Annotated in this window: 22 protein-coding genes; 18 read left to right on the forward strand and 4 right to left on the reverse strand. The window is 64.9% G+C overall.

What is annotated here, in order from left to right; translation table 11 throughout:
* Positions 1 to 44: 44 nt before the first annotated feature.
* The 3 genes from ppcA to BLU74_RS15700 form a co-directional block, all read right to left on the reverse strand.
* Complete coding sequence (gene ppcA, locus BLU74_RS15690; protein ID WP_217635392.1) at positions 45 to 1,553, reverse strand: phosphoenolpyruvate carboxylase; 1,509 nt, start codon at positions 1,551 to 1,553, stop codon at positions 45 to 47.
* 105 nt (positions 1,554 to 1,658) lie between these two features.
* Complete coding sequence (locus tag BLU74_RS15695; protein ID WP_089769053.1) at positions 1,659 to 3,593, reverse strand: AAA family ATPase; 1,935 nt, start codon at positions 3,591 to 3,593, stop codon at positions 1,659 to 1,661.
* 288 nt (positions 3,594 to 3,881) lie between these two features.
* On the reverse strand, positions 3,882 to 4,727 hold the full coding sequence (locus tag BLU74_RS15700; RefSeq protein ID WP_089769055.1) for an MBL fold metallo-hydrolase: 846 nt from the start codon (positions 4,725 to 4,727) through the stop codon (positions 3,882 to 3,884).
* Between the two features lie 162 nt (positions 4,728 to 4,889).
* Between BLU74_RS15700 and BLU74_RS15705 the strand changes: the two genes are divergently transcribed.
* The 6 genes from BLU74_RS15705 to BLU74_RS15730 all read left to right on the forward strand — a co-directional run bounded on the left by BLU74_RS15705 (position 4,890) and on the right by BLU74_RS15730 (position 11,319).
* Positions 4,890 to 5,732, forward strand: a complete 843-nt coding sequence (locus BLU74_RS15705; RefSeq protein ID WP_089769057.1) for an IclR family transcriptional regulator — start codon at positions 4,890 to 4,892, stop codon at positions 5,730 to 5,732.
* A 319-nt stretch (positions 5,733 to 6,051) separates the two neighbouring features.
* Positions 6,052 to 7,170: a TAXI family TRAP transporter solute-binding subunit gene (locus tag BLU74_RS15710; RefSeq protein WP_089769059.1), complete on the forward strand. Its 1,119-nt coding sequence runs from the start codon at positions 6,052 to 6,054 to the stop codon at positions 7,168 to 7,170.
* Between the two features lie 11 nt (positions 7,171 to 7,181).
* Entirely contained in the window at positions 7,182 to 9,191 is a 2,010-nt protein-coding gene (locus BLU74_RS15715; protein WP_089769061.1) for a TRAP transporter permease, read from the forward strand.
* 35 nt (positions 9,192 to 9,226) lie between these two features.
* Complete coding sequence (locus tag BLU74_RS15720) at positions 9,227 to 10,525, forward strand: hypothetical protein (protein WP_089769063.1); 1,299 nt, start codon at positions 9,227 to 9,229, stop codon at positions 10,523 to 10,525.
* A gap of 192 nt (positions 10,526 to 10,717) precedes the next feature.
* On the forward strand, positions 10,718 to 11,044 hold the full coding sequence (locus tag BLU74_RS15725) for a 2Fe-2S iron-sulfur cluster binding domain-containing protein (protein ID WP_089769065.1): 327 nt from the start codon (positions 10,718 to 10,720) through the stop codon (positions 11,042 to 11,044).
* A gap of 2 nt (positions 11,045 to 11,046) precedes the next feature.
* The gene (locus BLU74_RS15730) at positions 11,047 to 11,319 is read left to right on the forward strand and encodes a DUF8101 family protein (RefSeq protein ID WP_089769067.1); all 273 of its coding nucleotides are present in this window, start codon (positions 11,047 to 11,049) and stop codon (positions 11,317 to 11,319) included.
* Positions 11,320 to 11,328: 9 nt separating this feature from the next.
* Here BLU74_RS15730 and BLU74_RS15735 read toward each other — a convergent pair whose 3' ends face one another.
* On the reverse strand, positions 11,329 to 12,270 hold the full coding sequence (locus BLU74_RS15735; RefSeq protein WP_089769069.1) for a hypothetical protein: 942 nt from the start codon (positions 12,268 to 12,270) through the stop codon (positions 11,329 to 11,331).
* Positions 12,271 to 12,458: 188 nt separating this feature from the next.
* Between BLU74_RS15735 and BLU74_RS15740 the strand changes: the two genes are divergently transcribed.
* From BLU74_RS15740 to BLU74_RS15800, 12 genes are all read left to right on the forward strand, one after another.
* Complete coding sequence (locus BLU74_RS15740) at positions 12,459 to 13,658, forward strand: substrate-binding domain-containing protein (RefSeq protein WP_089769071.1); 1,200 nt, start codon at positions 12,459 to 12,461, stop codon at positions 13,656 to 13,658.
* 77 nt (positions 13,659 to 13,735) lie between these two features.
* Positions 13,736 to 14,863, forward strand: coding sequence for a phosphate ABC transporter permease subunit PstC (gene pstC / locus BLU74_RS15745; protein ID WP_089769073.1), 1,128 nt, complete (start codon positions 13,736 to 13,738; stop codon positions 14,861 to 14,863).
* Entirely contained in the window at positions 14,863 to 16,497 is a 1,635-nt protein-coding gene (pstA, locus tag BLU74_RS15750; protein WP_089769075.1) for a phosphate ABC transporter permease PstA, read from the forward strand. Before pstC ends, pstA begins: the two co-directional genes overlap by 1 nt.
* Entirely contained in the window at positions 16,490 to 17,398 is a 909-nt protein-coding gene (pstB, locus tag BLU74_RS15755) for a phosphate ABC transporter ATP-binding protein PstB (RefSeq protein ID WP_089769077.1), read from the forward strand. The genes pstA and pstB overlap by 8 nt, the downstream gene beginning before the upstream one ends.
* A 68-nt stretch (positions 17,399 to 17,466) precedes the next feature.
* Positions 17,467 to 18,543, forward strand: a complete 1,077-nt coding sequence (locus BLU74_RS15760) for an AbrB/MazE/SpoVT family DNA-binding domain-containing protein (protein WP_089769079.1) — start codon at positions 17,467 to 17,469, stop codon at positions 18,541 to 18,543.
* A gap of 315 nt (positions 18,544 to 18,858) precedes the next feature.
* Positions 18,859 to 19,104, forward strand: a complete 246-nt coding sequence (locus BLU74_RS15770) for a DUF7996 family protein (RefSeq protein ID WP_089769083.1) — start codon at positions 18,859 to 18,861, stop codon at positions 19,102 to 19,104.
* Between the two features lie 68 nt (positions 19,105 to 19,172).
* Positions 19,173 to 20,390 carry an MFS transporter gene (locus BLU74_RS15775; RefSeq protein ID WP_089769085.1) on the forward strand — a complete coding sequence of 406 codons (1,218 nt, stop codon included), beginning with the start codon at positions 19,173 to 19,175 and terminating at the stop codon, positions 20,388 to 20,390.
* Positions 20,391 to 20,482: 92 nt separating this feature from the next.
* Positions 20,483 to 20,734 carry a DUF8006 family protein gene (locus tag BLU74_RS15780; protein WP_089769087.1) on the forward strand — a complete coding sequence of 84 codons (252 nt, stop codon included), beginning with the start codon at positions 20,483 to 20,485 and terminating at the stop codon, positions 20,732 to 20,734.
* 85 nt (positions 20,735 to 20,819) lie between these two features.
* Entirely contained in the window at positions 20,820 to 21,353 is a 534-nt protein-coding gene (locus BLU74_RS15785) for a DUF5815 family protein (protein ID WP_089769089.1), read from the forward strand.
* 171 nt (positions 21,354 to 21,524) lie between these two features.
* Positions 21,525 to 21,749, forward strand: coding sequence for a helix-turn-helix domain-containing protein (locus BLU74_RS15790; RefSeq protein WP_089769091.1), 225 nt, complete (start codon positions 21,525 to 21,527; stop codon positions 21,747 to 21,749).
* A 327-nt stretch (positions 21,750 to 22,076) separates the two neighbouring features.
* Positions 22,077 to 25,316, forward strand: coding sequence for a carbamoyl-phosphate synthase large subunit (carB, locus tag BLU74_RS15795; RefSeq protein WP_089769092.1), 3,240 nt, complete (start codon positions 22,077 to 22,079; stop codon positions 25,314 to 25,316).
* 338 nt (positions 25,317 to 25,654) lie between these two features.
* Positions 25,655 to 26,260 (forward strand): DUF6149 family protein, encoded by a 606-nt coding sequence (locus BLU74_RS15800; protein ID WP_089769094.1) that lies wholly within the window; start codon positions 25,655 to 25,657, stop codon positions 26,258 to 26,260.
* The last annotated feature ends 33 nt before the right edge of the window (positions 26,261 to 26,293 follow it).

Raw genomic sequence — 26,293 nt, forward strand, 5'->3', positions numbered from 1 at the left:
GGTTCAATCTGTCCGTTAGTCCGAGTGTCCGGAGAGTGACGTGCTCACCCCAGGAACTGTCGGCACCGGGCGGCACGCACGATGCCGGATCGAACGTCGCCACCCGTGTCGAGTGCGTCGATCACCTCGTCGGTCGCAGCGCGGTGGTCGGGATCAGGGGTAACGTCCACACGGTCCAGTGCGGGTCGCACCTCGTCCTCGTCCAGGGGCAGCACCGACAGCGAGCGGGGGTTGTAGTACCGGGCAGCGCTCGCTAGGAGTTCGCGGAACCCCGGCAGGCAGTCGTCGACGACGGCCCAGTCGTCCGCTTCCAGGCCAGCGAGGCCCATCAGCGTGGGCGGGAAGCCGATGCTGTACAGCGCGGCGGTGTAGGTGATCGCCCGCGGTAGTTCGATCTCGCCCACCTCGCGGGAGTAGCCGAACAGGCCGACGTGCAGTTTGCGGTCGCGACGCTGAGGCACGTATTCCGCGAGCCGATTCACTGTCGGGGCCACCTCGCTCACCTGCTCGGAGTAGCGCTCGGCCGAGCGATCGGCGACAGCGAGCAACCGCGATTCGTCCACCTCCGGGGCGGTACGGTCACGCTCGGCGGTGCGCAGCCGCTCGATGGCTGCCTGGACGTCCTGCGGCGGGTAGTCGTACTTGAAGCCGGACTGGACGGTGAACGTCTCCACCTCGGGGTAGGTGTCCAGCACGCGGTCGACGGTGTCCGGAGTGAGTCCGCCGCGGAACGGCGCGGGGCCGGCGCCGAGGATCGGATAGAGCTCCACGTCGAGGTCCGCAGCCGCGTGGTACAGGCGGCGAAGCGACACCTTGTTGACGAGGTCGGCCGCGAGAGAGCCGTAGTTCAGCGCGGGATCCGAGCGGGCGAGGAAGACTCGCTGGGCGTCGCGGTCTCGCCCCTCTAGGTAGCCCCGAAGGATCTCGTCGGCGTTCAGGAGGTACTCGCGGTCCTCGATGAGTGGAATGACCGCGATTTCCTCGGGGCGGAAGGGGCCGACCCAGTCGGCGACGGTGCGGCCGTCGATCGCGCGGTCGGCCTTGCCAACGACGAAGTCCTCGTAGTAGTCGTGGACGGCGTTGACCTGGCTCGCGGAGGTCACCATTGGAACGATCACTTCGTGGATGGGAGCGACCGTCCTGTGTTCGCCCTCGCCGTCGATATTGCGCAGGTTCCGGTAGAACGCCTCAGCAGCGTCATACGACCGGGGGATCGACTCCAGAATCTCGAGGAGGATCTTCGCCTCGGACTCCTCGAGGTCGGGGTTGGGTCCGCGCAGCGTGAGCCGGTTCTCGGCGCCGAGTCGCTCGTCGGCGAAGTAGTCGTCGAACCGCGAGAGCAACTTCTTGACCGCGTACTCGTCGCCCTCTTTGCCCTCGAAGTCCCACATCTGTTCGTCACAGCCGAGGTGAGAGTAGGCGTAGTACGCTTCTCGCACTTCGGTTTCACCCTCGATTACATCCCCTTCCGCAAAGAACGGCACCGTTGCGTTGTCGGGGTGTTGAGTACTCATCACCCGCGGCGGGTCGTGCGGATCCGGGGCGCCGGTCATATATAAACCGTTGGCCGCGCCGCTCAAAAGGCCTCCTATCAGAACCCCGTTATGTTCCCGTCGGCGAGGTCGTCGTGCCACGGACGATCAGACGCATCGATGTTCTCACCGGTACGAGCGCAGCGACTGCGTGTCGGAGTCGCGGTCATCGCTCGCCGGATCGACACGGGCGAGCGCTTGCTGGAAATCCGCGCGCGTGATACTCGGTGTCTCATCCATCTGTGTCTCGCTGTCTGCGGCCATCGTCTCGGGAGCACTGCCGTCGTCGATAGCGCCCCTGAGTGCAGTCATCGCGGCTTCGTCGCACAGCGCGGCGATGTCCGCACCGGAGTATCTGTCGTCAGTCACGCGGGCCAACCACTCGGGGCCGACCTCGTCAGCCAGCCGTCGATCCTGGAGGTGGGTCTGGAAGATCTCCTCACGGCCCGCTTCGTCGGGACGGGAGACGGGTATCTCGATGCTGAATCGACCCGGGCGGCGCACCGCCGGATCGAGCATATCGACCCGGTTCGTCGCCGCGATCACGATGACATCTCCGAGCGGATCCATCCCGTCGAGCTCCGCTAGCAGTTGGTTGACGATGCTGTCGGTGACGTCACTCCCGGCGCTGTACCCGCCCCGCTGGGCAGCGATGCTATCGAACTCGTCGAAGAATATCAGCGCCGGCGCGACCCCTCGGGCATTGCGGAAGAGGTCCCGTACTGCTTGTTCGGATTCGCCGAAGTGCTTGTCGAATATTTCCGGCCCCTTCACCGACAGAAAGCTGTGATCGCTCTCGTTCGCCACTGCCTTGGCCAGCATCGTCTTTCCGGTTCCTGGCGGCCCGTGGAGCAGCACTCCCGTAGGGGGGTCGATGTCGAGTGCGTCGAACTGCTCGGGGTACTTTTTGGGCCAGACCACAGACTCCCGCAGGCGTCGTTTTGCTGCGTCGAGGCCGCCGATATCGTCGTACGTGACGTCGGGAATCGACGGGGACCCGACCAGATGTGGGACGTGCCCTTCGATGCCACGGGAGTTGTCGTCCGAGTCCTTCTGTGCTTCCGCGACGTCGTTCTGGCTCCCCGGTCGAGCGTCGCTCGACGACGCCTCGGGGCTGTCCTGCTGAGCCTCGCGGTCGGTCGAGTGCGCCACCGCCTCGTCGTCTGGGGCCCCGGTCGTGGAATCTCTCACACTGTGCTCACGGCGACCCTTGCGTTGGCCGATCTCTTCGAGTGCCGTCCGGAGTGCAGTCTGGTCGATCCGGGCCTGTTCCGACGCCGCGTCGGCGATCGCGATCTGGCCGGCGCGTTCCACCGCGGCGACGATCTCCGCCGTCACAAACCCACTCGTGAGTTCGACACAGCGCTCGAAGTCGATGTCGGCTTCGACGGCGTCGAGCGCGTCGGCGTGGGTGGTGACCGAGCGAACCTCCGTCGCGAGGATTTGCCGACGACGGCTCTCCTCCGGAGTGTCTACCCCCATCACGATGTCGATCCGGCCTGACCGGCGGACCGTGCGTTCGACGTCACTCAGGTGCGTCGCCGTCGCAACGACGATGACGTTCTCTTCCGCGGCGTCGATCGTATCCAGAGTAGATTTGAGAGCGGCTCCGACCTGGCTTGGCCGTCCGTACTGGTCTTCGTCGTCAGTCGGTGCGATAGCGTCGAACTCGTCGAAGAACAGGACGCACGGGGCCCGAGATCGAACGAACTGAGCCAGATCGACGAGGAGTTGTGCTGTCTCGTCAGGCGACTCGAGCGGGAGATCCGTCGGCGTGATCGTGATCTGATCGAATCCCAGTTCGCCGATGAGTGCCCGGGCGAGATGGGTCTTCCCGACCCCGGAGGGTCCGTGTATCAGGATCCCGCTGGCACCGATCGTTTCGTGACGGTCGGTGACTGCCGGATCGACGACTGACTCTCGAAGCCGACGCTTTCGCTCTTCTAACCCTTCGATATCACAGAATTGGAGCTCGGACGACGGTTCGACGTCCACAGACTCGTCCAGATCAATATCGCCTCCGTGATGTCTCGCCGGTGATTCCTCGCCAGCACCAGTCATACTGATGCCTTCCTTCTCACCCTACAATAATAAGATGCCGAACGGGTATCGATTGGGAACTGTCGTCAGATCGCCGCAGTGGGCTATGTCGTATCGCGAACTTGTGGCACAGACAGTTCCCTTCGATAGGGAACTAGACCGTCCGCTCCGAGCGATCGTCCGTGGCAGACGTCCGCTGGATCAGCCGTCCGGTTCGCTTCGGTGCCACACTCTCTCCGACGGCGAATCGTCTCGCCGCTGTTTCACGCCCACCACCACACTGACAACCACCCCACTCGCGCGAAGAACTCACACCACTGACGAGTACCCGTCTTCGGCAGCGACGACCTCGCCATCGAAGACGGCACCGGCTTTGGCCTCAATCTCCTCTCGGTCAGGATAGGGGGTGAAGTGTGTGAGAACGAGTGTATCAACGTTCGCCTCGTCCGCGATCGTACCGGCCTGTGTCGGTGTGACGTGATAGTTCATCAGCACGTTCCGTTGGTCTTCCGGGTAGGGTTCCGTGTACTTCTCCCAGATGAACCCATCGTCGGGAACGTCACCGACCGGCGTGATCCCGCAAGTCATCACCAGAACGTCAGCGTCAGCAGCGAACTCCGACAGGCCATCGAATTGAGCCGTATCCGAAGAGAGAACCACGGTTGAGTCGGTCGATTTCTCCGTGAATTTGTACCCGTAGGTCTCGATCGAGTGTTCGACCGGGAGTGCTTCGACCGCCATCGACTCAGTTTCGAGTTCGAAGTCCGACGTGACGCGATCCCAGCTGATGTTTTCGATCCCTTCGGCGGGATAGCCAGCCTCAATACGGTATTCCAGGTCCTCCGCCCATACTTCATACAGGCCATCGATGAGGGCATCAGTCCCCGTCGGACCATATATCTGGAGTGACTCTCGACCGGCCGTCCAGCCGACGATCGCGAGGTGGAAGAACGAGAGGTTGTGGTCCATATGATGATGGGTGAAAAAGAGCTGGTCGATCGCCCCCGGATCGACCTCGTTCCGCAGCAGTTCGTACACCGTCCGGGGACCACAGTCGATCAGATACGGGTGATCGTCGATCTCGAGGAGGATCGCGTTGCCCGCACGGTCCAGTGTCGGGATCGGGTTTGCGGTCCCCAAGAGCGTCACTTCCATACGCCACTCACCATCCCGCGATCAACGCTACGAGTCATAGGTAGCCATTGCCGATTTGCGGATTATACCTTCCGGCTGAGCCCCGATAACGTACGTACAAGTAGGATATTCGATCCTGTTCGCGAGAGTGAAACTTTTCTGTGACGGGTGAGAGGAACTCGTATGACAGACCAGAGCGGGGAGTCGTCGACGGGTGACAGTGCAAAGCACGTCGATGCGACCCGAAAATCGCTCGACATTCTCCGGTATCTCAAGGAGAACGGTCCGGCGTCCCTCTCTGCAGTCGCGAGCGATCTCGACCGCGCGAAGAGCACGGTGTACCGACATCTGAATACGCTCGAAGAGGCCGGATACATCGCCGAATACAACGGCGGATACCGAATCGGTCAACTGTATCTCGACTACGGAATTCAGGCCCAACGAAGCCATCCGCTGTACTACGCTGCGAAGCCTAAGGTGGATGCGCTGGCTGACCAGGTCGGCGAGAAAGTCTGGTGTGTCGTCGAAGAGAACGGATTCGCGGTGTACATCTATCTCAAGTCGGGTGACGAGCTCTACCGCTCCTTCACCCGCGTCGGCTTCAGAGGCTATCTTCACGCATTTTCGGCCGGGAAAGCGATCCTCGCGCAGATGGCTCCGGAACGCGTCGAATCGATCATCACCAGTCGGGGGCTCCCCGCGTACACGGAGCAGACGATCACAGCGGAGGACGCACTGTACGAGGAGCTAGAAGAGATCCGCGAGCGCGGATTCGCCGTCCATCTCGAAGAGGCGGTCAGTGGCGGTAACGCGGTGAGCGTTCCCATCCAACTGGACGACGGGTCCCCGATCGGCTCAATCTGTATCGCCGGACCGGCTCACCGCCTTGACGAGGAAACGCTCGTCGATGACTATTCAGACCGGTTACTGGGCGTCAAGAACGAGATCGAACTCAGCCTTAAATACGAATCTGCACCCGTCGAAGACCGGACTGAACGTCCGCATAACTTAGAGCGAAAAAATTAGTAGCATTTTTATACTGTACTTGTTGGATCGATAACTAATTTTATGATCGACTGAGCCGCTGTTTCGCTCTTGCGAACCGTTCACATTCGCCATAGAATTTCATATGATACGTGATATATCTTCGGCCAATATTGGGAGAAGTGACGGTAGCCTCTCGGTACCCGGAGAGGGTAAATAGTAGCACATTTAGATAATTTTTCTTATAGAATTTCTAAGGCGTGATTTTTACGTCTTGAAGGCAACAAACGGCATTCACACAGACGAAACATAAGATTTCAGAAACAATTATAATGGTCGAATAACACACGAAGAATGAATTATGATGAACAACGGGCCGACACGCCGGGAGACGATCAAGTACCTCAGTGGAACGGCCGCAGTGACAGCACTCGCTGGATGTATGGGAGGCGGTACTGGTGGCGACAGTGACTCCAGTGGTGACGATAGCTCCGGCGACACCGGCGGAGAGACCGAGACGACGCAGAGTGGACCCGAGCCTGAGGACTTCTCGACGTTTCGACTCATCTCTGGGCCACAAAACGGCGTCACCTTCCTGATGCACAACGCGGCGGCTGGCGTCCTCGATCGAGAAACCGACCTCAGCCTCGACGTGGTCTCCGGGACGAGTGGTGAATCGATGTCGCGACTCGTCGGCGGACAGAGCGAGTTGGCTTTCGGTACGGCGAAGGCCGGGCTCGACGCTGTCGAGCGTGCAGGACCCTTCGGTAGCGTCGATTTCAACCACGACCTCTATCAGATGTCGACGCAGACGACGCTCATCGAACCGGTGGTGGTGCCGACCGGCTCCGACTACCAGAACTGGTCGGACCTGGAGGGGGCATCCATCGCAACCGGTCCCCAGGGATCGACGTACCAAGCGTACTACCGAGAGGCGCTCGACAACATTGTCGGTGAGGAGAACTACGAACTAGTACATCAAGGCGTCACTGAGATCGCCCAGGAGTTCAGCGCTGGCCGCGTCGACGCTGCCGGTGGTCCGGGTATCGTGAGCGGACTTACTCCCGGCTTTATGCAACAAATGTACTCCGACAACGAGATCCGGCTACTCGGGCTGTCCGAGGAGTCACAGGGGATGATCGAAGAGCACCCGTGGCTCTCCCTGCAGACGCTGTCGAACGACGCCTTCGGTGACAGCATCGAGGAGTACACCCAAGAATCCGAGACGACGACCGTTCGTGTCGACTATCCCCACTTTACCACTGACAAAGTGTCCGCCGACAGTATCTACAACCTCCTGAGCGCGCTTTGGGACAACAGACAGGGTCTGGTCGACGCGCATCCAGCCTGGGAACTGTTCTCTGACGACTCGTTGTGGACGGCGGCGCTTCACGCTGAAGTGCCAGTCCACCCCGGTGCTGTACAATTCTTCAAGGAGAACGATCTGTGGGATGAAAGCCTCACAGAAGGGAGCTTCTGAGCCCTAACATTATGGAGCGGTTCCGAGACGCAGCGGGGTTCGACGACGTTCAATCTTTCCTCGTCGGCGTGCCAGCGCTGCTGCTCTCTGTCGCGGTGATCGCCTACGCTGTCGACTCGTATCTCCCGAAGCAACTGTTCACGAACCTCGTCCTCGGACTGTCGCTGACGGCGTATTTCCTCGCCCGCGCTCGACGGACGTGGGACGGAAAGACTGGGGCCTCCTATCCCCGCGTGCTCGCACTCGTTATGCTGAGTTTAGCGGCGCTCTCGGTCGTCTCGGTAGGATACGTCCAAGTCGTCTTCGACCGATGGCTTGAGACCGGCGCGTTCGTCGTCTACAACAATGTCGACATCATCATCGGTGCGTCGTTGATCGTCCTCGTGACGATCGTCACCGCCGATAAGTTCGGCTGGATCCTCGGTGCACTCGTCGTAGTGACGGTCATCTACGGCGTGGGCGGCCCGCAGCTCCCGAGTATCCTGGCTCACGGCGGCATCTCGTTGGAGACGATAATTTTCAAGAACACCATCTCCTTACAGGGGGTCTACGGGTTCCTCACCCAGATCGCAGCGACGTGGGTCGCGATATTCGTCATCTTCGCTGGGATCGTCCGAATGTTCGGCGGCTTCGATCTCATCCTCCAGCTCACCGAGCGACTCGAAGGTGCATTCAGTGGTGCCGTTCCGCAGACTGCTGTCGTCTCCAGTATGTTTATGGGAACGATGATGGGCGGTGCGGGCGTCAACGTGGCCGCCACCGGATCGTTCACCATCCCGCTGATGCAAGAGCGCGGTATTCTCGGGAAGCACTCGGGTGCGATCGAATCCGTCGCCAGCACCGCCGGACAGGTGCTGCCGCCGATTATGGGATCGGCAGCGTTCATTATGTCTGATATCCTCGGAATTCCCTTCGCCGACGTTGCGATCGCCGCGACCATTCCAGCGATACTGTACTACTCGGTGACGAGCTACGGCGTCTATCAGTGGTCGCTATGGTACGACTGGTCGGAGCGCGACGAGGCAAACGAAGAACAATCCGCCTCGGCGTCGGACACGGGAGTCGATATGGACGACACGTCCGAGGAACCCCGTTCCGTGTTCCTGCTCAAGAGCGCGCAGTTTCTCGTGCCGCTCGTTGTCCTGATTTACCTCCTGATCGTTCTGCGGTTCGGGCCACTGTACAGCGGGATGTACACGATCCTGACGCTGTTTGGGACACGGCTCCTCTATCTGCTCTGGCGCGAAGGGGCGGGGGCCGGTGCCGTTCGTCAATACCTCGGCGAAATCGCCGCTGGACTCAGAGAAGGCGGTGCCTCGGCCGCCCCGTTCGTCGCGCTGCTCGCGGCGCTGGCAGTCGTCATCAACATCTTCAGTGCGACAGGTCTCACCAACCGGATCACGTTCGCACTGTCGGCGCTCACGGGGACCTCATTCGTCGGCATCCTCGTCATCAGTATGATCCTGGCCTTACTGTTTGGACTCGGGATTCCGACGCCCGCGGCGTACCTGCTCGTCGCGACGATTATCGCGCCCGTCATCGTCGAACTCGCAACGCTCCAGGGCTTCGTCGTCGAACCGATCGTCGCCCATATGTTCGTCTTCTACTATGCGCTGCTCTCGGCGATCACCCCACCGGTGGCGCTCGCTGTGGCGATGGCGATCACCATCTCGGGAGCCGAATTCATCGAGACCGCCATCGAGTCACTGCGTCTCGGTGGTCCAACGTTCCTGATTCCGTTTATGTTCGTATTCAATCCAGAGTTGATCTTCTGGAGTTTCCCGGAAACGCCGATCGCGCTGGTCGTCCAGTTCGTCGCCCTGATGGTCGCGCTCTCGGTGACGATGGGAATCGAATTCGGACGGAAGCTCCCCAGTTACGAACGGGCCTTTCGGGCGCTCCTGTTCCTGATCATCGCCTTCGGCCCGAGTCTCTTGGTACAGGTCGCAGGAGTTGGTGTATTCGCACTGACGGTCGCGATCCGTGGAGCCCTTCCCAAGGTCCGCTCGGCGCGGCAGTAAGTACGTTTACCCCGCTGCTGACCCATTTTCCGGCGATGCCACAGCGCCGAACGGTTCTGAGAGCCAGCCCTGCCGCCCTGCTGTGGCTCGCGGGCTGTGGGGGTCGCCGCGGCGAGTCGACGTCCACGGTCGAGTCGACCCCCGAAGAAGCGACCGAGCCCGCCTCGGGGCCCTACTGGTACACCCACCCCCAGCCGACTGGCAACCGGTTCGTGTCTGGGTCCGCGGACCTTCGGGACAGCGAGCCCGTTCGGTTCGCGGTCGACGCTCGCCCGGAGTGGCTGGTCGCCCATCCGGCACCGCGGGGGAGCTACTGGACCGTGAGTACAGCGGCTGGGACCGCGACCCGGTTCCAGGTCACCGGTGGGAGGGTCGCCGACGAGATGCGCCTGCACCACCAGTCGCCCGAACGCCCGCCAGTCGTCGCCAGCGGTGGCGCAGCGCCGACGGTGCTCGACCATCCTTCGAGTATGAGCCGGAATGGCGGCCAGATCGTCGCGTCCGGACCGGCGGGGACGCACAGACTGTACGTGGCTGCCAACGGGGACCTCGTCGTCGACGGCGACGAGCGCCATCGGCTGCCCGTCGAGGCCCCGACCGATGCCCGACCGGCCGCGGTCGGAGACGGCAGGTACGTCGTCTACGGGGACGTGACGGATCGCTACAGACACGGCGCACTCGGTGACCAACTGGAACCGTCGTCTCTGGTCGTGGTCGATCCGACGGACTCGAGGATAGTCGCTCGAACTGAACTCGATGCCCCGCTCGTCTTCGAGGGGCTCCAGCCGCTCGTGGCTGATCTCGACGGCGATGGCGAACCGGAGATCGTTACCACGATTGCCGACGCGGAACGCGGCGCACGCATCGCCGTCTACTCGGTGGCCGGCGAGCGCATCGCGACCGGTCCCGTCGACGGCCCCGGCTGGCGACACCAGCTCGCGGTCGGCCCCTTCGGTCCCGACGGCTCCACAGAACTCGCCGCCGTGTTGAAGCCGCACGTCACGCACAGACTGGAGTACTACCGGCTCGAGGACGGAGATCTGAGCGTTCGGGCAACCCTCGATGGAGTGTCTTCGCACGTGTACGGATCCCGCACTCTCGGTGGCGCCCTCGCGGCCGATCTCGACGGCGACGGGCGGGTGGAACTCCTCGTGCCAACGACCGACCGTCGCCGGCTCGTGGCCGTGGCTCGCACGTCCGACGGAGCGCGGAGTCGATGGGAATGGGACCTCGAGACCTCGCTGACCAGCAACCTCACCGGCGTGGGCCTCGACGGCGGCGGTCTCGCGGTGGGTGCGGCCACGGCCACCGACGTCTTCGTCTGGTCAGCGTGACGCGGTCCCGCCGAGAGCGGCGTGACGAGACCGGGTCTCGCGGGTCGCGTGGTGTCATCGACGCCTTCGTGCCGGTGAGGTCCGGCGGGAGCGTCCATTCCCCGATTTCCGAAGCGAGAGAGGCGATTCCTGACCTGAATGCACCCGGCCGCCGCCACACAGCCCAAGGCCCTCGATGCCGTATTCAGTAATATGCCGACTGTCGAGTACGACGGGGAGGAGATCGACTGTGCGTCCGGCGAGCGGCTGCGGGACGTGTTACTGGCGGCCGACGCGTCCGTCCACAACGGCCCTCGGGCGGTCTCGTGTCACGGACACGGGAGCTGTGGCACGTGTGCGGTCGAGATCCGCGGCGACGCCGGCGAACCGACGCGTCGGGAACGGCTGCGGCTGTCGATCCCGCCCCACGACCCCGACTCGGGCTTGCGGCTGGCGTGTCAGGTGCGCGTGACCGACGACCTCGCTGTCGAGAAGCACGACGGATTCTGGGGCGAGCAGAAACGAACGACGGAGTCCTGAAGATGGCGTCATCGCCGCCGCTGCCGCCGGATGTTCAGGCCGCGCTCACACAACTCCTCGACGCCGCGGCGACCCACGTCGCCGAGGGTGAACCCGAGCGCGCCGACGAGCTGCTGGATACCGTCGAGTCGGTCACGGCGAACAAGGTTCCCACGGACGCGGAGCGGGAGCGATTATTGCGTGGGTGTGAGACGGTTCGAGCGACGCTCGAAGTCGACGACGAGACAGCCGAAGGGTATCTCCGGGCGATGCGACGGCGAGTCGACGGCGAGTGATCGGTCGGCTCACCGGGGGTACGGCTCATCCAGCGACTGGGCCCGTCGGAGTTCCGATTGGACTTCGCCCCATGCGACGGGGGGGTCCGCCGCCTCGATCACGTCTCGAAACGACGCGATGCGGTCCGCGTATTGCGCACGCCACGCTGACTCGGCACCGCCTTCGAGCCGCTCGCGGATCGCGCCCGCCCGTGACTCGATCTCCGTGAGGCGCCGCTCGATCTCGCTCCCGTACGCCTCACCGACGCCGTCCCGCGTGGCCATCGTCTGGAGCTCAGCGAGTTCGCTCCGGAGATCCGCCACCAGAAGCGAGAGCAGTTCCAGTCGAAGCACGCCGTCGACCCACGCCTCGGCGCTCTCGACGTCCTCACCCGCAACGGTGTCGAGCGTGTCTTCGACGACATCGACATCCTCTTCGATGCCCCGCCGCCGGCGGTCGGGGTCGGCGAGCCAGGCCTCGAAGTCGTCGAGGTCCAATTGTAGTTGATCGGCCTGCTGTTGCGCCTCTCGGGCGTCGGCGGCGATCTCGCGGAGTTCGACGACCGATTCGTAGACCGACTCGACGGTGTCCGCGGGGGTCGAAACGCTCGCGAGGGCCGATCCGAGTCGGTCCACCCGAGACGCGGCCGCGTCGAGCGTCGAGCGATACTGTTCGAGGCGTGCCGCGACGACGTCGATGTCGTCGTACGCGGCCGCGGCCGCCATCGCGTCGTCGAGTGCCGACGCTGCCAGTTCGACGCGGGTCTCCGCTGTCGCCAGGCGTTTCGCGACGTCCGAAACGGTCGCTTCGATGCCCGCTTGCGTCACGTGGCCGTCCTCGGTGACGTGGTCGAGTGCTGATCGGACGTCCTCGGGATCGCGTGTCGGGTCGGCCGCGACGATCGCGTCTACCGCCTCCTCCGTCGACTGCCCGATCACCGCGCGCCGACGCTCGTCTCGGTTCGTCGTCATCGGTGGGTCGGTCTCGGCGGGAGGGTTTCGGTCCTGCTATGAGGCGTACGGGGGGATATATAGCGATATCGAGCGGTCTGTGGAGATACGTCTTGGAGGGGAGCGATCCGGACGGGAACCGTCGGGACCCGACTGCTGGATATCCCTATTATAAACCACTTTTGCGTGAAGTCGGATGCATCCAGGTGATGACGCGCGAATCAGAGCGCTTCGGAGACCGCGTATCACGTCGGAAATTCCTCGTCGCGTCCGGGGCTATCGGAGTGACCGGCATCGCCGGTTGTTCCTCTCAGTCGGGGTCGGAGACCGAGACTGAGGGATCGTCGGGAGAAGACGCATCGACGTCGGGATCGACCCAGTCTCAGTCCGGGTCCTCGAGTTCGAGCGACGGCCCGTCGATGCTTACCGCCGAGGGATCGTCGACGGTCTATCCCATCGCGAACAAGGGGAGTTCCTACTGGAACTCGAACGCGCCGCCGAGCGACGGGGAGTACTGGGGGTCGAACCCCGAAGAGGGTAATACGGTCCCGGGCTGGGAGGCGCTCGGCGAACCGGATATGCGGCTGGCCGACTACTTCGCGAGCCTCTACGGCTTCGAGCCGAGCGGCGAGCAGGCGACGCCGCCGTTCCCGACGAGCATCGGGCTGAGCCACTCGGGGACCGGGTGTCAGTCCGTCGTCGACGGCCTCGTCGACATCGGCAACTCCTCGGGCCCGATCACGGCCGAACTGGGGTGGAGTGAGAGCAAAGCCGAAGAGGAGGTCGTCGACCACGTGCTGGGCCGCGACGGCCAGCCGGTCGTCGTCAGCGGCGACGTCTACGACAACGGCGTCCAGCAGCTCACCGGTGAGGAGGTCAGGCAGATCTACCAAGACGAGATCACCAACTGGAGCGAGGTCGGCGGCCCCGACCAGGAGATCTACGTTATCGGCCGCGCGGAGGGCTCCGGCACAGACACCTCGTTCCGCCTGAATATGCTCGGCAGCGCCGACGCGCCGATGCCGGGTGTCAACACCCGTTTCGGCCAGAACCAGCAGGTCGCGACGGCCGTCGCCCAGAACGAGGGCGCGATCGCGTATATGGCGCTGGCGTTCACGAGCGAGTCGGCGCCGCCGATCGCGATCAACTTCGAGGGAACTGTGTACGAGCCCGACCGCGACGCCGAGAACACGATCTTCGACTCCGATTACCCCCTCAACCGCGATCTCCACCAGTACACGAAGATCACCGACGAAACGCCGGAGGGGACCGATATGCGCGAAGCAGCGTTTATGAATATGTTCCTGACTGACTTCGGTCAGCAGGTGTTCGTCGAGGCGAACAACTACATCCCGCTGCCGACGAGCGACATCGAGTCCGAGAAGGCGAAACTGCCCGAGCAGATGTAGGGTCGCTCGGTTCGACTGCGGACACACTCCACCGCCTCGTCCCTTCACCATTCATTCAATGCATACACAGAGCAACGATGGCACAAGCGGCTGAGACAGAGACGGGCGCTGAGACGCTCGCACGGCACGTCCGACGGTTCCGCGAGTTCCTCGCGACGACTGATCGAGAAGCGCTCGCCGTCGTCGGTGTGATGTCGCTCGCGCTCCTGAGCGCGTTCGTCGGATTCCTCCTCGTATCGGCCTACACGATTGTCCCCTTCGCAGTCTTTCTGGGGGCGGCGGGGTACGGCTGGATCCGCTATCAAGGACTCACGGCGAGACTGCTTATGCTGACGATGACGGTCTCGACGATCGTCATCCTGCTGTTGATCATCACGTTCATCTTCTACGAGTCGGTCCCCGTTCTCGTCTACGAGAGCACGACGGTCCTCGGTGTCTCCGTGCCGGGCCTCAGGATGTTCACCCAGCCCAACTGGGACGCGGTTTCGTCGCCGATCCGGTACTCGATGGTCCCGATGATCCACGGGACGGTGATGGTCACCGTCATCGCGACAGTCGTCGCCGCCCCGCTCGGGATCGCTGCGGCGCTGTTCCTCTCGGAGATCGCTCCCGCGCCCGTTCGCGAGTTCGTCAAGCCCGGAGTCGAGATCCTCGCTGGGATCCCCTCGATCGTCTACGGGTTCATCGGCTTCACGGTCCTGAGTCCGTGGGCCTCCGATCAGTTCCGGATCCTCGGACAGGGGACGTACCTGTTCGTCGGCGTCGTCGTCGGGCTGATGGCGCTCCCGACGATCGTCTCCGTTGCGGAGGATGCGCTCAACACCGTGCCTGAGTCGATGAAGAGCGGGTCGCTCGCGGTCGGAACGACCGACTGGCAGACGATGACCTCGATCACGCTCCCGGCGGCCTTCTCGGGCGTGTCGGCCGCGGTCCTGCTCGGGGTGGGCCGAGCGATCGGGGAGACGATGGCCGCGACGGTGATGCTCCGCGGCGTTCCTCGGATCACCGACCCGCTGTACAACGTCTTCTACGGCCAGGAGACGCTCACGTCGCTGATCGCGCGGAACTACGGCGAGGCCGACGGCCTCCAGATGGACGCGCTGTTCGTCGCCGGCGTGATCCTCTTCGTCACCGTCCTCGTCATCTCGATCGGATCGCAGTACATCGAGTGGCGGATGCGAAAGAAGTTCGGAGGCGACGTCTGATGTCGGGCGCCACGCGGACGCGACTGATCCGCTCGAACACCACCACCGCGGTCGCCGTCGCAGCGATTTCGATCGGCATCGCGGCAGTGCTCTTCGGACTCGGATTCGCCGCGATGTTCGAGCTGATCGCGCTCACGGGGACGCTCGTTGGATTCCCGACGCTGACGCTGCTCGGCGCGCTCCTCGTCGTGCAGGGCGGCGCAGTCGTGACGTTCGGTCTCGGCTCTCGGTTCAGTGTGGTAGAGACGAACCCGCGGCCGGACGCGGGCGCGGTCGCCGCCGTGGTGTTCGCGCTCGTGTGGTTCGTCGGCGGCGGAATCGTCGCGTCGCAACTGTTCGGCCTCGGGCTCGTCGGCTGGCTACCCGCCGCCCTCCTCACCGGCGGGGTCGGGTTCGCCGTCACGGTGCTCCCCGGCGAGGATATCGGCTCGACGGCACCCGCGGGCGCGGTGGCGGTCCTCACGGGACTCGTGTTCCTGAGCGACCTCGTCGGCGCCCAGTCGGTGTGGGGCCTCGGCTGGGAACAGCAGGCGTCGCTGACGGCCGAGTTCATGATCCCGGTGCTGACGGTCTTCTGCGCGCTGCTCACTGGGTGGGCGGCCGCGAAGGCTTACGGCGGGTTCGGCGCTCGCGGCCGGCGCGCCGGTGCCTACCTCCTGATATATCTCAACGCCGGCGCGATCGTGACAGTGCTGTTTTCCCTCGTCGCGTTCACCCTGTTCAAGGGGCTCCCCGGCCTGTTCCGGGGCGTCGCGGTCGGCGCGGGCGTCGGCCCGCAGTCGACGATCTCGCTGTTCGGCTTCGGGTTCTCGTTCTCGCTGCCGGTCGCCTGGCCGTTCGTGATGAACGGCGTCGGCCTCCTCAACGAATTCAACGGCGTCCTCCCGGCGATCGTAGGGACGTTCTGGCTCGTCGTGGGGGCAGTGCTGTTCGCCGTGCCCCTCGGCGTCGGCGCGGCGATCTTCCTCACCGAATACGCCGAACGCGGCCGCTTCACGCAGGTCGTCGAGGTGGCGACCAACGGGCTGTGGAGCACCCCGAGCATCGTCTTCGGCCTGTTCGGGTTCGCGTTCCTCATCCCGCGGTTCGGCAACGGGAAATCACTGCTCTCTGGGATGCTGACGCTCGGGTTCATGCTCTTGCCGCTGGTCGTCATCACCAGCCGCGAGGCGATGCTCGCGGTGCCCGACGAGTACCGCGACGCGAGCGCGGCGCTCGGCGTGACCAAGTGGCAGACGATCCGCAGCGTCGTGCTCCCGGCCGCACTTCCCGGCGTCGTCACCGGCGTCATCCTCGGCGTCGGCCGGATCGCCGGCGAAACCGCCCCCATCCTCCTGACGATGGCCGGCGGAGTGTTCGTTCCCGGGAGCCAGACCGCGAACGTCCTCGGCGGCTTCCAGTTCACCGCGTCGCCGCCGTTCGTGGCGAACCCCCAACTCTTAGAAGCGACTTCGGCCCTCCCCTATCAACTCTATGCGCTCATCACTGCAGGCGTCGGCGCATCCGGGAACGTCGGCAACCCCGACGAGTTCCGGTGGGCGACGGCGCTCGTCCTGCTCGCTGTCGTGCTGTCGTTCTACGCGGTCGGAATCGTGACGCGGTACTACTTCCGGAGGAGACTGAACTATGAGTGAAATCGAATCCCCACAGAAAGGGGCTGAGACGGCGCAGCCACGCCAGACGACGACCGGCGAATCGGACGAACAGCTACGCGCGGAGTGGACCGACTACGACTTCGACGGCGAGGCGAAACTCGCCGTCGAGGACCTGGACGTTCATTACGGCGACGAGCACGCGCTCAAAGGCGTCTCGATGGACATTCCCGAACGGAGCGTCACGGCGCTCATCGGCCCCTCCGGCTGCGGGAAATCGACGTACCTGCGCTGTCTCAACCGGATGAACGACCGGATCAACTCGGCCCGCGTCGATGGCTCGGTTCAGTTGGACGAGAACGAACTCTACCAGGAGGGCGTCGATCTGGTCGAACTCCGCAAGCGCGTCGGGATGGTGTTCCAGTCACCGAACCCGTTCCCGAAGTCGATCCGGGAGAACATCTCGTACGGGCCGCGCAAGCACGGGACCATCGACACCGGACTCCTCGCACGACTGTTCGGACGGAGCGACGAGGAGAGTGAGGAGCGACTCGTCGAGCGCTCGCTCAGGCAGGCGGCGCTGTGGGACGAAGTCAAGGATCGACTCGACGACAACGCGCTCGGTCTCTCGGGTGGTCAACAGCAGCGACTCTGTATCGCCCGCGCGCTGGCGACGGATCCAGAAGTCCTGCTGATGGACGAGCCTGCGTCGGCGCTGGATCCGATCGCGACCTCGAAGATCGAGGAACTCATACACGAACTCTCCCGCGAGTACACGGTCGTCATCGTCACGCACAACATGCAGCAGGCCGAGCGGATCTCCGATCAGACTGCGGTGTTTCTCACCGGCGGCAGGCTTGCGGAATACGGCCGCACCGAGCAGATTTTCGCGGATCCACAGAGCCAGCGCGTCGACGACTACATCAGTGGGAAGTTCGGCTGAGACGTCCGCAGCACCGCAGGGTCGGAGTCGAACAGGCCGACGAGCGCGCCACGTCTATCCGCACACAGATGGAAACCCGAAAGATCCAGCAAGTAAGCAACGGAACGTTCACCGTGTCGCTGCCGCGAGAGTGGGCGACAGAGCAGGGGCTCTCTGCGGGCGACGTCGTCGACCTGCACGCCCACCTCGATGGCGTGCTCGTGATCCAGACGGACGACGCCGAGATCGACGAACTCCGCGTGTCGCTGTCGTGCGATGAGCGGCCCGGCCGGCTCCGACGAGTCCTGGAGGCCGCGTACGCCACCGGCGCACGCGAGATCCGGCTGGAGGGCGACGGGCAGTTACCCAGCGATCACCGGACGGCGATCCGATCGGCCGTGCGGGCGATGGCCGGCGTCACCATCGGTGCGGAGACCGACGAGCACGTCCTCGTGCAGAGCGTCTTGGACGCCGACGCGGTGTCCGTCCGGCAGTCGCTTCGACAACTCCAGTTCGTCGCCCTCTCACGACACCGGACGGCGACCAGCGCGCTCTGCGATCCCGACCAGAGCCTCGACAGCGTGGGCGGGGGGACGAGCGCCGAGCGGTGTTCCGCGATGATCGAACGGTACTTCGTCCGGAGCCTCACGCGGTTGGACGAAGTCGACACCCTCGGAGAGAGCCGCCTGGATCTGTTTCGGTTCTACCGGACTGCGCGGGAACTCGCGAACGTGGCCGCACACGCCGAGCAGATCGCGAACATCGCCGTCGAGGTCGACGCGGACGCGTTCGGACGCGAGGACCCGTCCGACACCACGGCGGCGATCGAGGCGGCCGCAGCGGACGCCCGCGAGGCAGTCGAAGTCGCCGCCGACGCCGTCGCCGGTCCGAGTCCAGGAGATCTCTGGTCGGTGTTCGAGCGACGGGACGCGGTCCGGCAGTCGGTCGACGCCATCGAGCGAAGGCTCTTCGAGACCGCCGGCGCAGACTATCGCGTCGCTCAGGCAGTCGCGGCGATCCGTCAGACCGCAGACTGCGCGGCGTCGATCGCAGAAGTCGGGGTCCGCCGCGCCGTTCGTGAGGGCGTCCGTGGCGACGATCCGGCCGCCGCCATCGGTCCGGACGGCGATACGGGATCACGCGTCGCGGACGGTGCCGAAGAGTGAACGGGTCCCCGGCGGACCGATCACTGGAGCGTGCTCGTCGCACCGCTCGTCCCCACGAGCGCGCCAGCGGCCGTCTGCTGTTAGATCCGAACAGTGGCGAGTGCGATCCGAGCAGTGGCAAGTCGGATCCGAGCAGTGGCGAGTCGTCGTCGGTCCGGTCCCGGATCAGTTCGCACAACCTCGCTGCTGGATCGACTCGTCGGGTGCTGCTCGACGTCGTTCGTGGCGGGCAGTACCCCGTACCGGGGACGCGCGGCGGGTGAAACCCGAACGCGGACCGAGTCATTCAGGAGTCTGCAGGTCCAATCGAAGCCGATGGCCGAAGACGATCCCGATACGGACTCCGGCAACGGACAACTCTTCGCACTCACGCGGGACAAGGTGCTCTTGCTCGTGATTCTGCTCGTCGGCATCGCCGGCTCGGGGATCGTCCGTCGGTCTCTGGGTGAACTCGGCTACAACGCGCTCGGCGAACTCGTGTTCGTCCTCGGGTACGGCGGGATGGTGTTCGCCGTCTGGTACGGCTGGATCAGACCGATGGACATCTCCGGTCCGAACTGACGCCGGCGAGTCGGGACGAATGCCGCCGGAACCCCACCATTGACCCCCCTGCCGGGCGACCGACGAGTGTGTCGAGGAGACGCCGCTACGCGCTCGTGGGACTCGGTGCGATCGCGTACGCCTCGCTGACGTTCGTCTGGTTCTCGCTCCCGGCGTGGCTCGACGCCATCGTCGCCGATTTCGGGCTGACGAGTACGCAGGCCGGGGTCCTCACGGGCGCGATCCCGCTCACGTACGTGCCAGTCTCGCTCTTCTCGGGGGTCGTGACCGACTACGTCGGACCGTACAGGGCGATCGGCGCGGGCGTCACGTTGTTCGGTGGCGCACAGATCGGGCGCGCGGCCGCTGAGACCTTCCCGGCGCTGCTCGCACTCACGGTGGTCGTTGGCGTCGGCGGGACAGCCATCACGTTCGGCCTGCCGAAACTCGTCTCCGAGTTGTTCCCGCCCGAGCGGTCGGGCACCCCCTCGTCGATGTACGTCGTCGGGTCACTGGCCGGGACGGCCGCCGCCTTCAGCATCGGGCGCGCCGTGCTGGGCGGTCCCCTCGGCGGGTGGCGGCCGCTGTTTCGGTACACCGGCGTCGCGGTGCTCGCGTACGCGCTCCTCTGGTGGGTGATCGTCCGGCAGGCACCGCTCGACGCCATCGGACACACCGCGGGCGCGAGGGGAACCGACGACCGCCCGACGCTCTCGATGGCTGCGCTCACGCAGGACCTCGGTCGGGTGTTCTCGAACCGGCCGATGCGGCTCCTCGTCGTCGTCGGTGGCGTCTACCTGCTCGTCACGCACGGACTGCAGAACTGGCTCGCGACCGTCCTCCAGTCGCGCGGCGTCGGTGCGGCGCTCGCGGCCTCACTGGTGAGCGGGTTCGTGGTCGCACAGGCCGTCGGGACGCTCGTCGTTCCCGCGGCGTCGGACCGCCTCGGCCAGCGGGGGTCGGTGCTCGCCGGTTGTGCGGGTCTCTGTTCGCTCGGAACCGCCACGCTGCTGTTCGCGCCGGTTCCGCTCGCGATCCCCGTCGGCGGCGCGCTCGCCGTCGGGTTCGGAGTCGGCGGACTGTCGCCCCTAGTCCGGATGGTCCCCGCGGAGATCGACGGTGTCGGCCCCGAACTCACGGGAACGGCCGTCGGACTCGTCTTCGCTGTCGGCGAGGTCGGCGGCTTCCTCGGGCCGTTCCTCATCGGTGCCCTCTACGATCTCACGGGGACCTACGCCGCCGGCTTGGCGGTCGTCTGCCTGGGGTGTCTCAGCGCCGTGATCGCTGGACGACGGCTGCCGGTCTGAGCGCTTCCGGGAGGGCCCCGGTGCTGCAGGCGCCAACGTGCCGCGGAGAACGGAACTTTAATACTCGATTCGCGCCGAACTCCCGAGTAAGGATGCTCCCCCTACAGCTCGTCGACAGCTTTCTGCTCAATTACAACGTGGGGCAGGCGCTGCTGCTCGTCTTCGCGTTCGCGACGGTGGGCGTACTCCCCCTGCGATCGCAGAAGCTCGTCGCGCTCAACGCGATCGTATTCGGGCTCGTCTTCGCACTGACGCCACAGTCGCTCGTGCCGGTCCACTATCTCTTCCTCGGTATCGCACTGCTCGTCGTCGGTCCGCTCCTGTACGCCACGGCGAGCGACTGACCGCGTCTCGCGATCGAGGCAGCCTGGAGTCCCCTCTCCCACGTTCGAACGCGACGTTTAACCGCAGGCGTCGACAACGCAGCCTATGACGCGACCGCAGCCCTCGGGCGGTGGTGAGACGCTCGATCTGCCCTGTGGCGAGGCGAAGGGCGTCCGCTCGCTCGATCTGGGAATGCGCGAGTTCGAGTGCGGGTGCGGGGAGCGCCACGCCGTCGTGATGGACGCGCACCCCGCGGAACGGTTCCTACCCGACTTTCTGGTGTCGGTTCTGCGAGAGGCCGTCGAGACGACGAGCGAGGAGATGCCCGAGTTCGGGACCGCACACCTGATGGGAATCGTCCTCGAGGAGTTCCCCGAACAGGTGGCCTCCGCGGACGTCTCCGACGACGGCGACGTCGGCGCGGGGATCGTCTGGGTGACCGACTTCGACTCACGGCGGTTACACGAGGTCGTGGTCGAACTCGTAGTGGAGCTGATGGAACACGCCGTCAGCCACGCCGACGACGAGTCCGCAGTCTCAGAGTTCGAGCGGCAGATGCTAGATTTCGACGTGAGTGAGTTCGTTGCGGAGTACCGCGCCGAGCGCGACCTCGACGGCGACGACGTCTACGCGCAGTAGGACCGCCCGCGGGACTCACAGGGATCCGATCGGAATCACGACGGTCTCGGATCCCTCAGCCCGTCGGACCGCCGTCTCACACGTCTGACGCGAAGATCGGCCGACTGCTTCCGGGCCCGTCAGACGTGCGTCACACTGAAACATAAGCCGTTAGCGGTCCTGTATGCGGATATGAGTACGATTCGGCCGTCCGGGTTCGAGGACATCCGCGACGTCCTCGCCGCCGCCGACGAGCCGCTGACCGCGAGCCAGATCCTCGGCCGGTTACGCGAGCGCGGCGTGGACGCGTTCGACTCCTCCTATCGCGTCGCGACGGTCCTCGGCCAGGCCGCAGACCGCGGCGAACCCATCGAGGTCGTCGAGGGGAGTCCGTACCGCTACCGACTCGCCGAGTAGCGCTCCACGCCACGCCGTTCGTGCCGGCCCCCGGACCGGGGACGGATATTCTCGCGTCTCCAGTCGCCCGATGGCGATGCTCTCAACCGTGTGCGCCGTACGCCCACTCACAGCGGTGCGTCGGGCGCTCGGGGTCCTGCGTCGCTCCCACTCCCAGTCTGCTGTCGGCGTCGGATTTCGCTCGCCCGTGTCCGTCCCGGACGAGACGGAGGGACCCGCATCGACCGCTGTGGCGTCCCTCCGAGGTTGTTACGAATTTCGAAATCCAACTTCGCATCTCGTAGTGTTTCGCCGGGCTTATTACGATGTGCGGACTCACTCGGAGTGATGACTGACGAGGACACCTCGAGTGGAGCAGCGTCCGAGGATCGGACGATCCTGCTCATCGGTAGCGGACCCATCCAGATCGGACAGGCGGCCGAGTTCGACTACTCCGGCGCGCAGGCCTGTCGCGCGCTCCAGGAAGAGGGGGCCCGAGTCGTCCTCGTCAACTCGAACCCGGCGACGATCATGACCGACCCGGAGATGGCCGACCGGGTCTACATCGAGCCGATCACGCCGGAGGCCATCGCGGAGATCATTCGCGAAGAGGAGCCCGACGGCGTGATCGCCGGCCTCGGCGGACAGACGGGACTGAACGTCACCGCCGAACTGGCCGAACAGGGAATCCTCGAAGAACACGACGTCGAGATTATGGGCACGCCGCTCGACACCATCTACGCCACCGAGGACCGCGACCTCTTCCGCCAGCGGATGGAGAACATCGGCCAGCCCGTCCCCGCGTCGACTACCATCTCGCTCGACGACGGCGAGAAGGTCCAGAGCCTCACCGAAGACGATCTCCGTGACCGCGTCGACGACGCCGTCGAGATGGTCGGTGGCCTCCCGGTCATCGCCCGGACGACCTACACGCTCGGCGGGTCGGGATCGGGCGTCGTCCACGAGAAACAGGAACTGTACGAGCGCGTCCGCAAGGGCCTCCGCCTCTCACGCAACAACGAAGTGCTCATCACCGAGTCCATCTCGGGCTGGGTCGAACTCGAGTACGAGGTGATGCGGGACGCCGACGACTCCTGTATCATCATCTGCAACATGGAGAACATCGACCCGATGGGGATCCACACCGGGGAGTCGATCGTCGTGACGCCCTCGCAGGTCATCCCCGACGAGGGCCACCAGGAGATGCGCAACGCGGCCCTCGAAGTGATCCGCGAACTCGGCATTCAGGGCGGCTGTAACATCCAGTTCGCCTGGCACGACGACGGTACGCCCGGCGGCGAGTACCGCGTCGTCGAGGTGAACCCCCGCGTCTCCCGTTCCTCCGCGCTCGCCTCGAAGGCGACCGGCTATCCGATCGCCCGCGTGACGGCGAAGGTCGCGCTCGGCAAGCGGCTCCACGAGATCGAAAACGAAATCACCGGCGAGACGACCGCCGCCTTCGAGCCCGCGATCGACTACATCGTCACCAAGATTCCGCGGTGGCCCAAGGACAAGTTCGACGACGTGGACTTCACGCTCTCGACGGCGATGAAGTCCACGGGTGAAGCGATGGCCATCGGACGGACGTTCGAGGAATCAATGCTGAAGGCGATCCGCTCGACGGAGTACGAGCCCGCGACCGACGTCGAGACGGTCTCCGACGAGGTCCTCGAGACCGAACTGCTCGAACGGCCGACGCCGGATCGGACGTTCGCCATCTTCGAGGCGTTCGACCGCGGCTACTCCGTGGCGGAGGTCCAGGAACTGACCGGCATCAAACCGTGGTACCTCGAGCGGTACCAGCGGGTCTCGAAGGCGATGGACGCCGCCCAGGAAGGCGACTTCACGACTGCCGCGACCGCGGGGGTCACGAACGCCGAAATCGCCTCGGCAACCGGCGCGACTGTCAGCGAGATCGAGACGGACGTCCCCGGCCGCACGTACAAGCAGGTCGATACCTGCGCCGGCGAGTTCGCGGCGCAGACGCCGTACTACTACTCCTCGCGCAAGCCGGAGTTCTATAGAGGCCCCTACGAGGGCGACGCCGCCGCGGGCGAACTCCGCGTCGATCGCGACGTCGAGAGCGTCGTGGTCGTCGGCGGCGGCCCGATCCGGATCGGCCAGGGCGTCGAGTTCGACTACTGTTCGGTCCACGCCGTCCAGGCCCTGCGTGAGATGGGGATCGACGCGCACGTCGTGAACAACAACCCCGAGACGGTCTCGACCGACTACGACACCTCAGACGGGCTGTTCTTCGAGCCGATCACCGCCGAGGAGGTCGCCGACGTGATCGAGGCGGCCGACGCCGACGGCGTGATGGTCCAGTTCGGCGGGCAGACCTCGGTCAACATCGGGCACCCGCTGAAGTCCGAGATCGACCGCCGGGGACTCGACTGCGAGATCCTGGGCACGAGCGTCGACGCGATGGACCTCGCGGAGGACCGCGACCGCTTCAACCGTCTGATGGACGACCTCGGCATCCTCCAGCCCGAGGGCGGTTCCGCGACGAGCGAGGCCGAGGCGCTGGAACTGGCCAACGACATCGGCTACCCGGTGCTCGTCCGTCCCTCCTACGTACTGGGCGGCCGCGCGATGGACGTCGTCCACTCCGATGCGGAACTCAAAGAGTACATCGAGGAGGCCGTTCGGGTCTCCCCCGACAAGCCGATCCTCATCGATCAGTTCCTCGCGGACGCCATCGAACTCGACGTCGACGCCGTCTCCGACGGCGAGCGCGCGATCATCGGCGGCGTGATGGAACACGTCGAGAGCGCCGGCGTCCACTCGGGTGACTCGGCGTGTATGATCCCGCCGCGCTCGCTCACCGAGGACACGATGGCGCGCGTCCGCGAGGTCACAGAGGACATCGCAACCGCGCTCGACACGGTCGGACTCCTGAACGTCCAGTTGGCCGTGAAGGACGGCGAGGTGTACGTCCTCGAGGCGAACCCCCGCTCCTCGCGGACGGTTCCGTTCGTCTCGAAGGCGACGGACGTCCCGATCGCGAAGCTCGCGGCGAAGGTGATGGCCGGCGAGACGCTCGCAGACCTCGACGTCGACGAGAAGATCCCCGAGGACGTGAGCGTCAAGGAGGTCGTCCTGCCGTTCGACCGCCTGCCGGGATCGGACCCCCGCCTCGGCCCCGAGATGAAATCCACGGGCGAGGTGATGGGCACGGCGTCCACGTTCGGAAAGGCCTACGACAAAGCGCAGGACTCGACCGGCAAGCCGATCCCCGAGTCGGGGACCGCGTGGGTCGATCTCTCGGCCGAGGAGTTCCCCGAGCCCGACACCGAAGACGCGCGGGCACTCCGCGAGGGGTACGCGGCGCACTTCGACCTGGTCGAGTTCGACAGCCACGAGGAACTCGCCTCGGCGCTCCGTGAGGGCAGGATCGATCTCGTGGTCTCGCGCGATCGCGACCCGCTCGAGGTCTGCGTCGAAGAGGAGATCACCTACTTCTCGACGACCGCTTCGGCCTTCGCCGCGCTCGAAGCCCTCGACACCAAGGACGAGCCGATCGACGTCGAAGCGGTCTCTGACCGGCCGCGTCGCGTCGAGTCCTGGGGCGCGAGCGAAGACGACTGATCAGCCCGGAAACAGGACGAGACTCGCTCTCCCGATCGTTTGTGGCCCCTCGGAGTTCGCCCGCACGAAGCGTTTTATACTAACCCGGGGCCAGAACGCGCGTGACCTGATGAGAGTCCCGCGTCGGGCAGCGGTCGTTCGGCACGTCGACGCGGGGAGAAGCGACGCTCATACGACGTCGCTACGCGCGGTGTGCCGACTGTTCGCCACGCACCTGGGCCCTGTCGCACCAGAGCGGGTTCCTCGTCCGCGGAGACGCCGGATCAGACGGCGGTCACCGGACGCAGCGGCTCGGAAACGCGTGTCATTCAAGGCCGACCGGTCCCTACGCGGACTCGATGAAACTCCGCCAGAACATCCGCCACTTTGCGGCAAAGAAAGCGCTGACGATGCCGGTCGTCGGCGACATCGCGACGGACAAACTCGTCGACCTCCACGTGCGCGTCTTCGGCGAGAAGGCCGATCCGTCACACCGCGAGGAACGCGAGCCGCATATGGCGGCGTTCTTCGAGTGCACCTTCGACACCTACGTCAGAGCCCTCGAAGAGGGCTTCTCTGAGGCCGAAGCCCGCGAGATCACCCACATCCAGGCCAACTTCGACTTCTACAACCACGGCTGGACCGAGATGATGGAGTTCCCGGCCGAGGAACTCGAAGAACACTACGAGCGCTACGAGGCGTTCTTCGAGCGCTACGACATCGACATCGCGAATCCCCTCGGCGACTTCCACACCCAGGAGATTCCCGCCGCCGACTCGACGCCCGAGCGGCTCGAGGAGCCCGAGCACCCGCACGCAGTCGGCGGCTTCGCCGACGACGTCTACGTCGAAGACGACGACGGCGAGATCCACGTCGGCGGGCAGGAAGCCCCCGAGGACGTCGACGTCGAGGTCGCCCCGGGAATGCAGAACGTCGACGGCGAGACTGACGAGTCAGAGGCCTGAACGCGCACGTGCTGGGTTTGCCCGCGTTCTCGG

Origin of the sequence: Halobellus clavatus (assembly GCF_900107195.1) — an archaeon.
Classification (GTDB): Archaea; Halobacteriota; Halobacteria; order Halobacteriales; family Haloferacaceae; genus Haloquadratum; species Haloquadratum clavatum.

Coding starts and splice junctions, on each gene's coding strand:
- BLU74_RS15710 (WP_089769059.1), top strand. CDS start 6,052: ATGATGAACAACGGGCCGACACGCCGGGAGACGATCAAGTACCTCAGT.
- BLU74_RS15720 (WP_089769063.1), top strand. CDS start 9,227: ATGCCACAGCGCCGAACGGTTCTGAGAGCCAGCCCTGCCGCCCTGCTG.
- BLU74_RS15735 (WP_089769069.1), bottom strand. CDS start 12,270: ATGACGACGAACCGAGACGAGCGTCGGCGCGCGGTGATCGGGCAGTCG.
- ppcA (WP_217635392.1), bottom strand. CDS start 1,553: ATGACCGGCGCCCCGGATCCGCACGACCCGCCGCGGGTGATGAGTACT.
- BLU74_RS15760 (WP_089769079.1), top strand. CDS start 17,467: ATGGAAACCCGAAAGATCCAGCAAGTAAGCAACGGAACGTTCACCGTG.
- pstA (WP_089769075.1), top strand. CDS start 14,863: ATGTCGGGCGCCACGCGGACGCGACTGATCCGCTCGAACACCACCACC.
- BLU74_RS15725 (WP_089769065.1), top strand. CDS start 10,718: ATGCCGACTGTCGAGTACGACGGGGAGGAGATCGACTGTGCGTCCGGC.
- BLU74_RS15730 (WP_089769067.1), top strand. CDS start 11,047: ATGGCGTCATCGCCGCCGCTGCCGCCGGATGTTCAGGCCGCGCTCACA.
- pstC (WP_089769073.1), top strand. CDS start 13,736: ATGGCACAAGCGGCTGAGACAGAGACGGGCGCTGAGACGCTCGCACGG.
- BLU74_RS15695 (WP_089769053.1), bottom strand. CDS start 3,593: ATGACTGGTGCTGGCGAGGAATCACCGGCGAGACATCACGGAGGCGAT.
- BLU74_RS15700 (WP_089769055.1), bottom strand. CDS start 4,727: ATGGAAGTGACGCTCTTGGGGACCGCAAACCCGATCCCGACACTGGAC.
- BLU74_RS15705 (WP_089769057.1), top strand. CDS start 4,890: ATGACAGACCAGAGCGGGGAGTCGTCGACGGGTGACAGTGCAAAGCAC.
- BLU74_RS15790 (WP_089769091.1), top strand. CDS start 21,525: ATGAGTACGATTCGGCCGTCCGGGTTCGAGGACATCCGCGACGTCCTC.
- BLU74_RS15770 (WP_089769083.1), top strand. CDS start 18,859: ATGGCCGAAGACGATCCCGATACGGACTCCGGCAACGGACAACTCTTC.
- BLU74_RS15780 (WP_089769087.1), top strand. CDS start 20,483: ATGCTCCCCCTACAGCTCGTCGACAGCTTTCTGCTCAATTACAACGTG.
- BLU74_RS15715 (WP_089769061.1), top strand. CDS start 7,182: ATGGAGCGGTTCCGAGACGCAGCGGGGTTCGACGACGTTCAATCTTTC.
- pstB (WP_089769077.1), top strand. CDS start 16,490: ATGAGTGAAATCGAATCCCCACAGAAAGGGGCTGAGACGGCGCAGCCA.
- BLU74_RS15800 (WP_089769094.1), top strand. CDS start 25,655: ATGAAACTCCGCCAGAACATCCGCCACTTTGCGGCAAAGAAAGCGCTG.
- BLU74_RS15740 (WP_089769071.1), top strand. CDS start 12,459: ATGACGCGCGAATCAGAGCGCTTCGGAGACCGCGTATCACGTCGGAAA.
- carB (WP_089769092.1), top strand. CDS start 22,077: ATGACTGACGAGGACACCTCGAGTGGAGCAGCGTCCGAGGATCGGACG.
- BLU74_RS15785 (WP_089769089.1), top strand. CDS start 20,820: ATGACGCGACCGCAGCCCTCGGGCGGTGGTGAGACGCTCGATCTGCCC.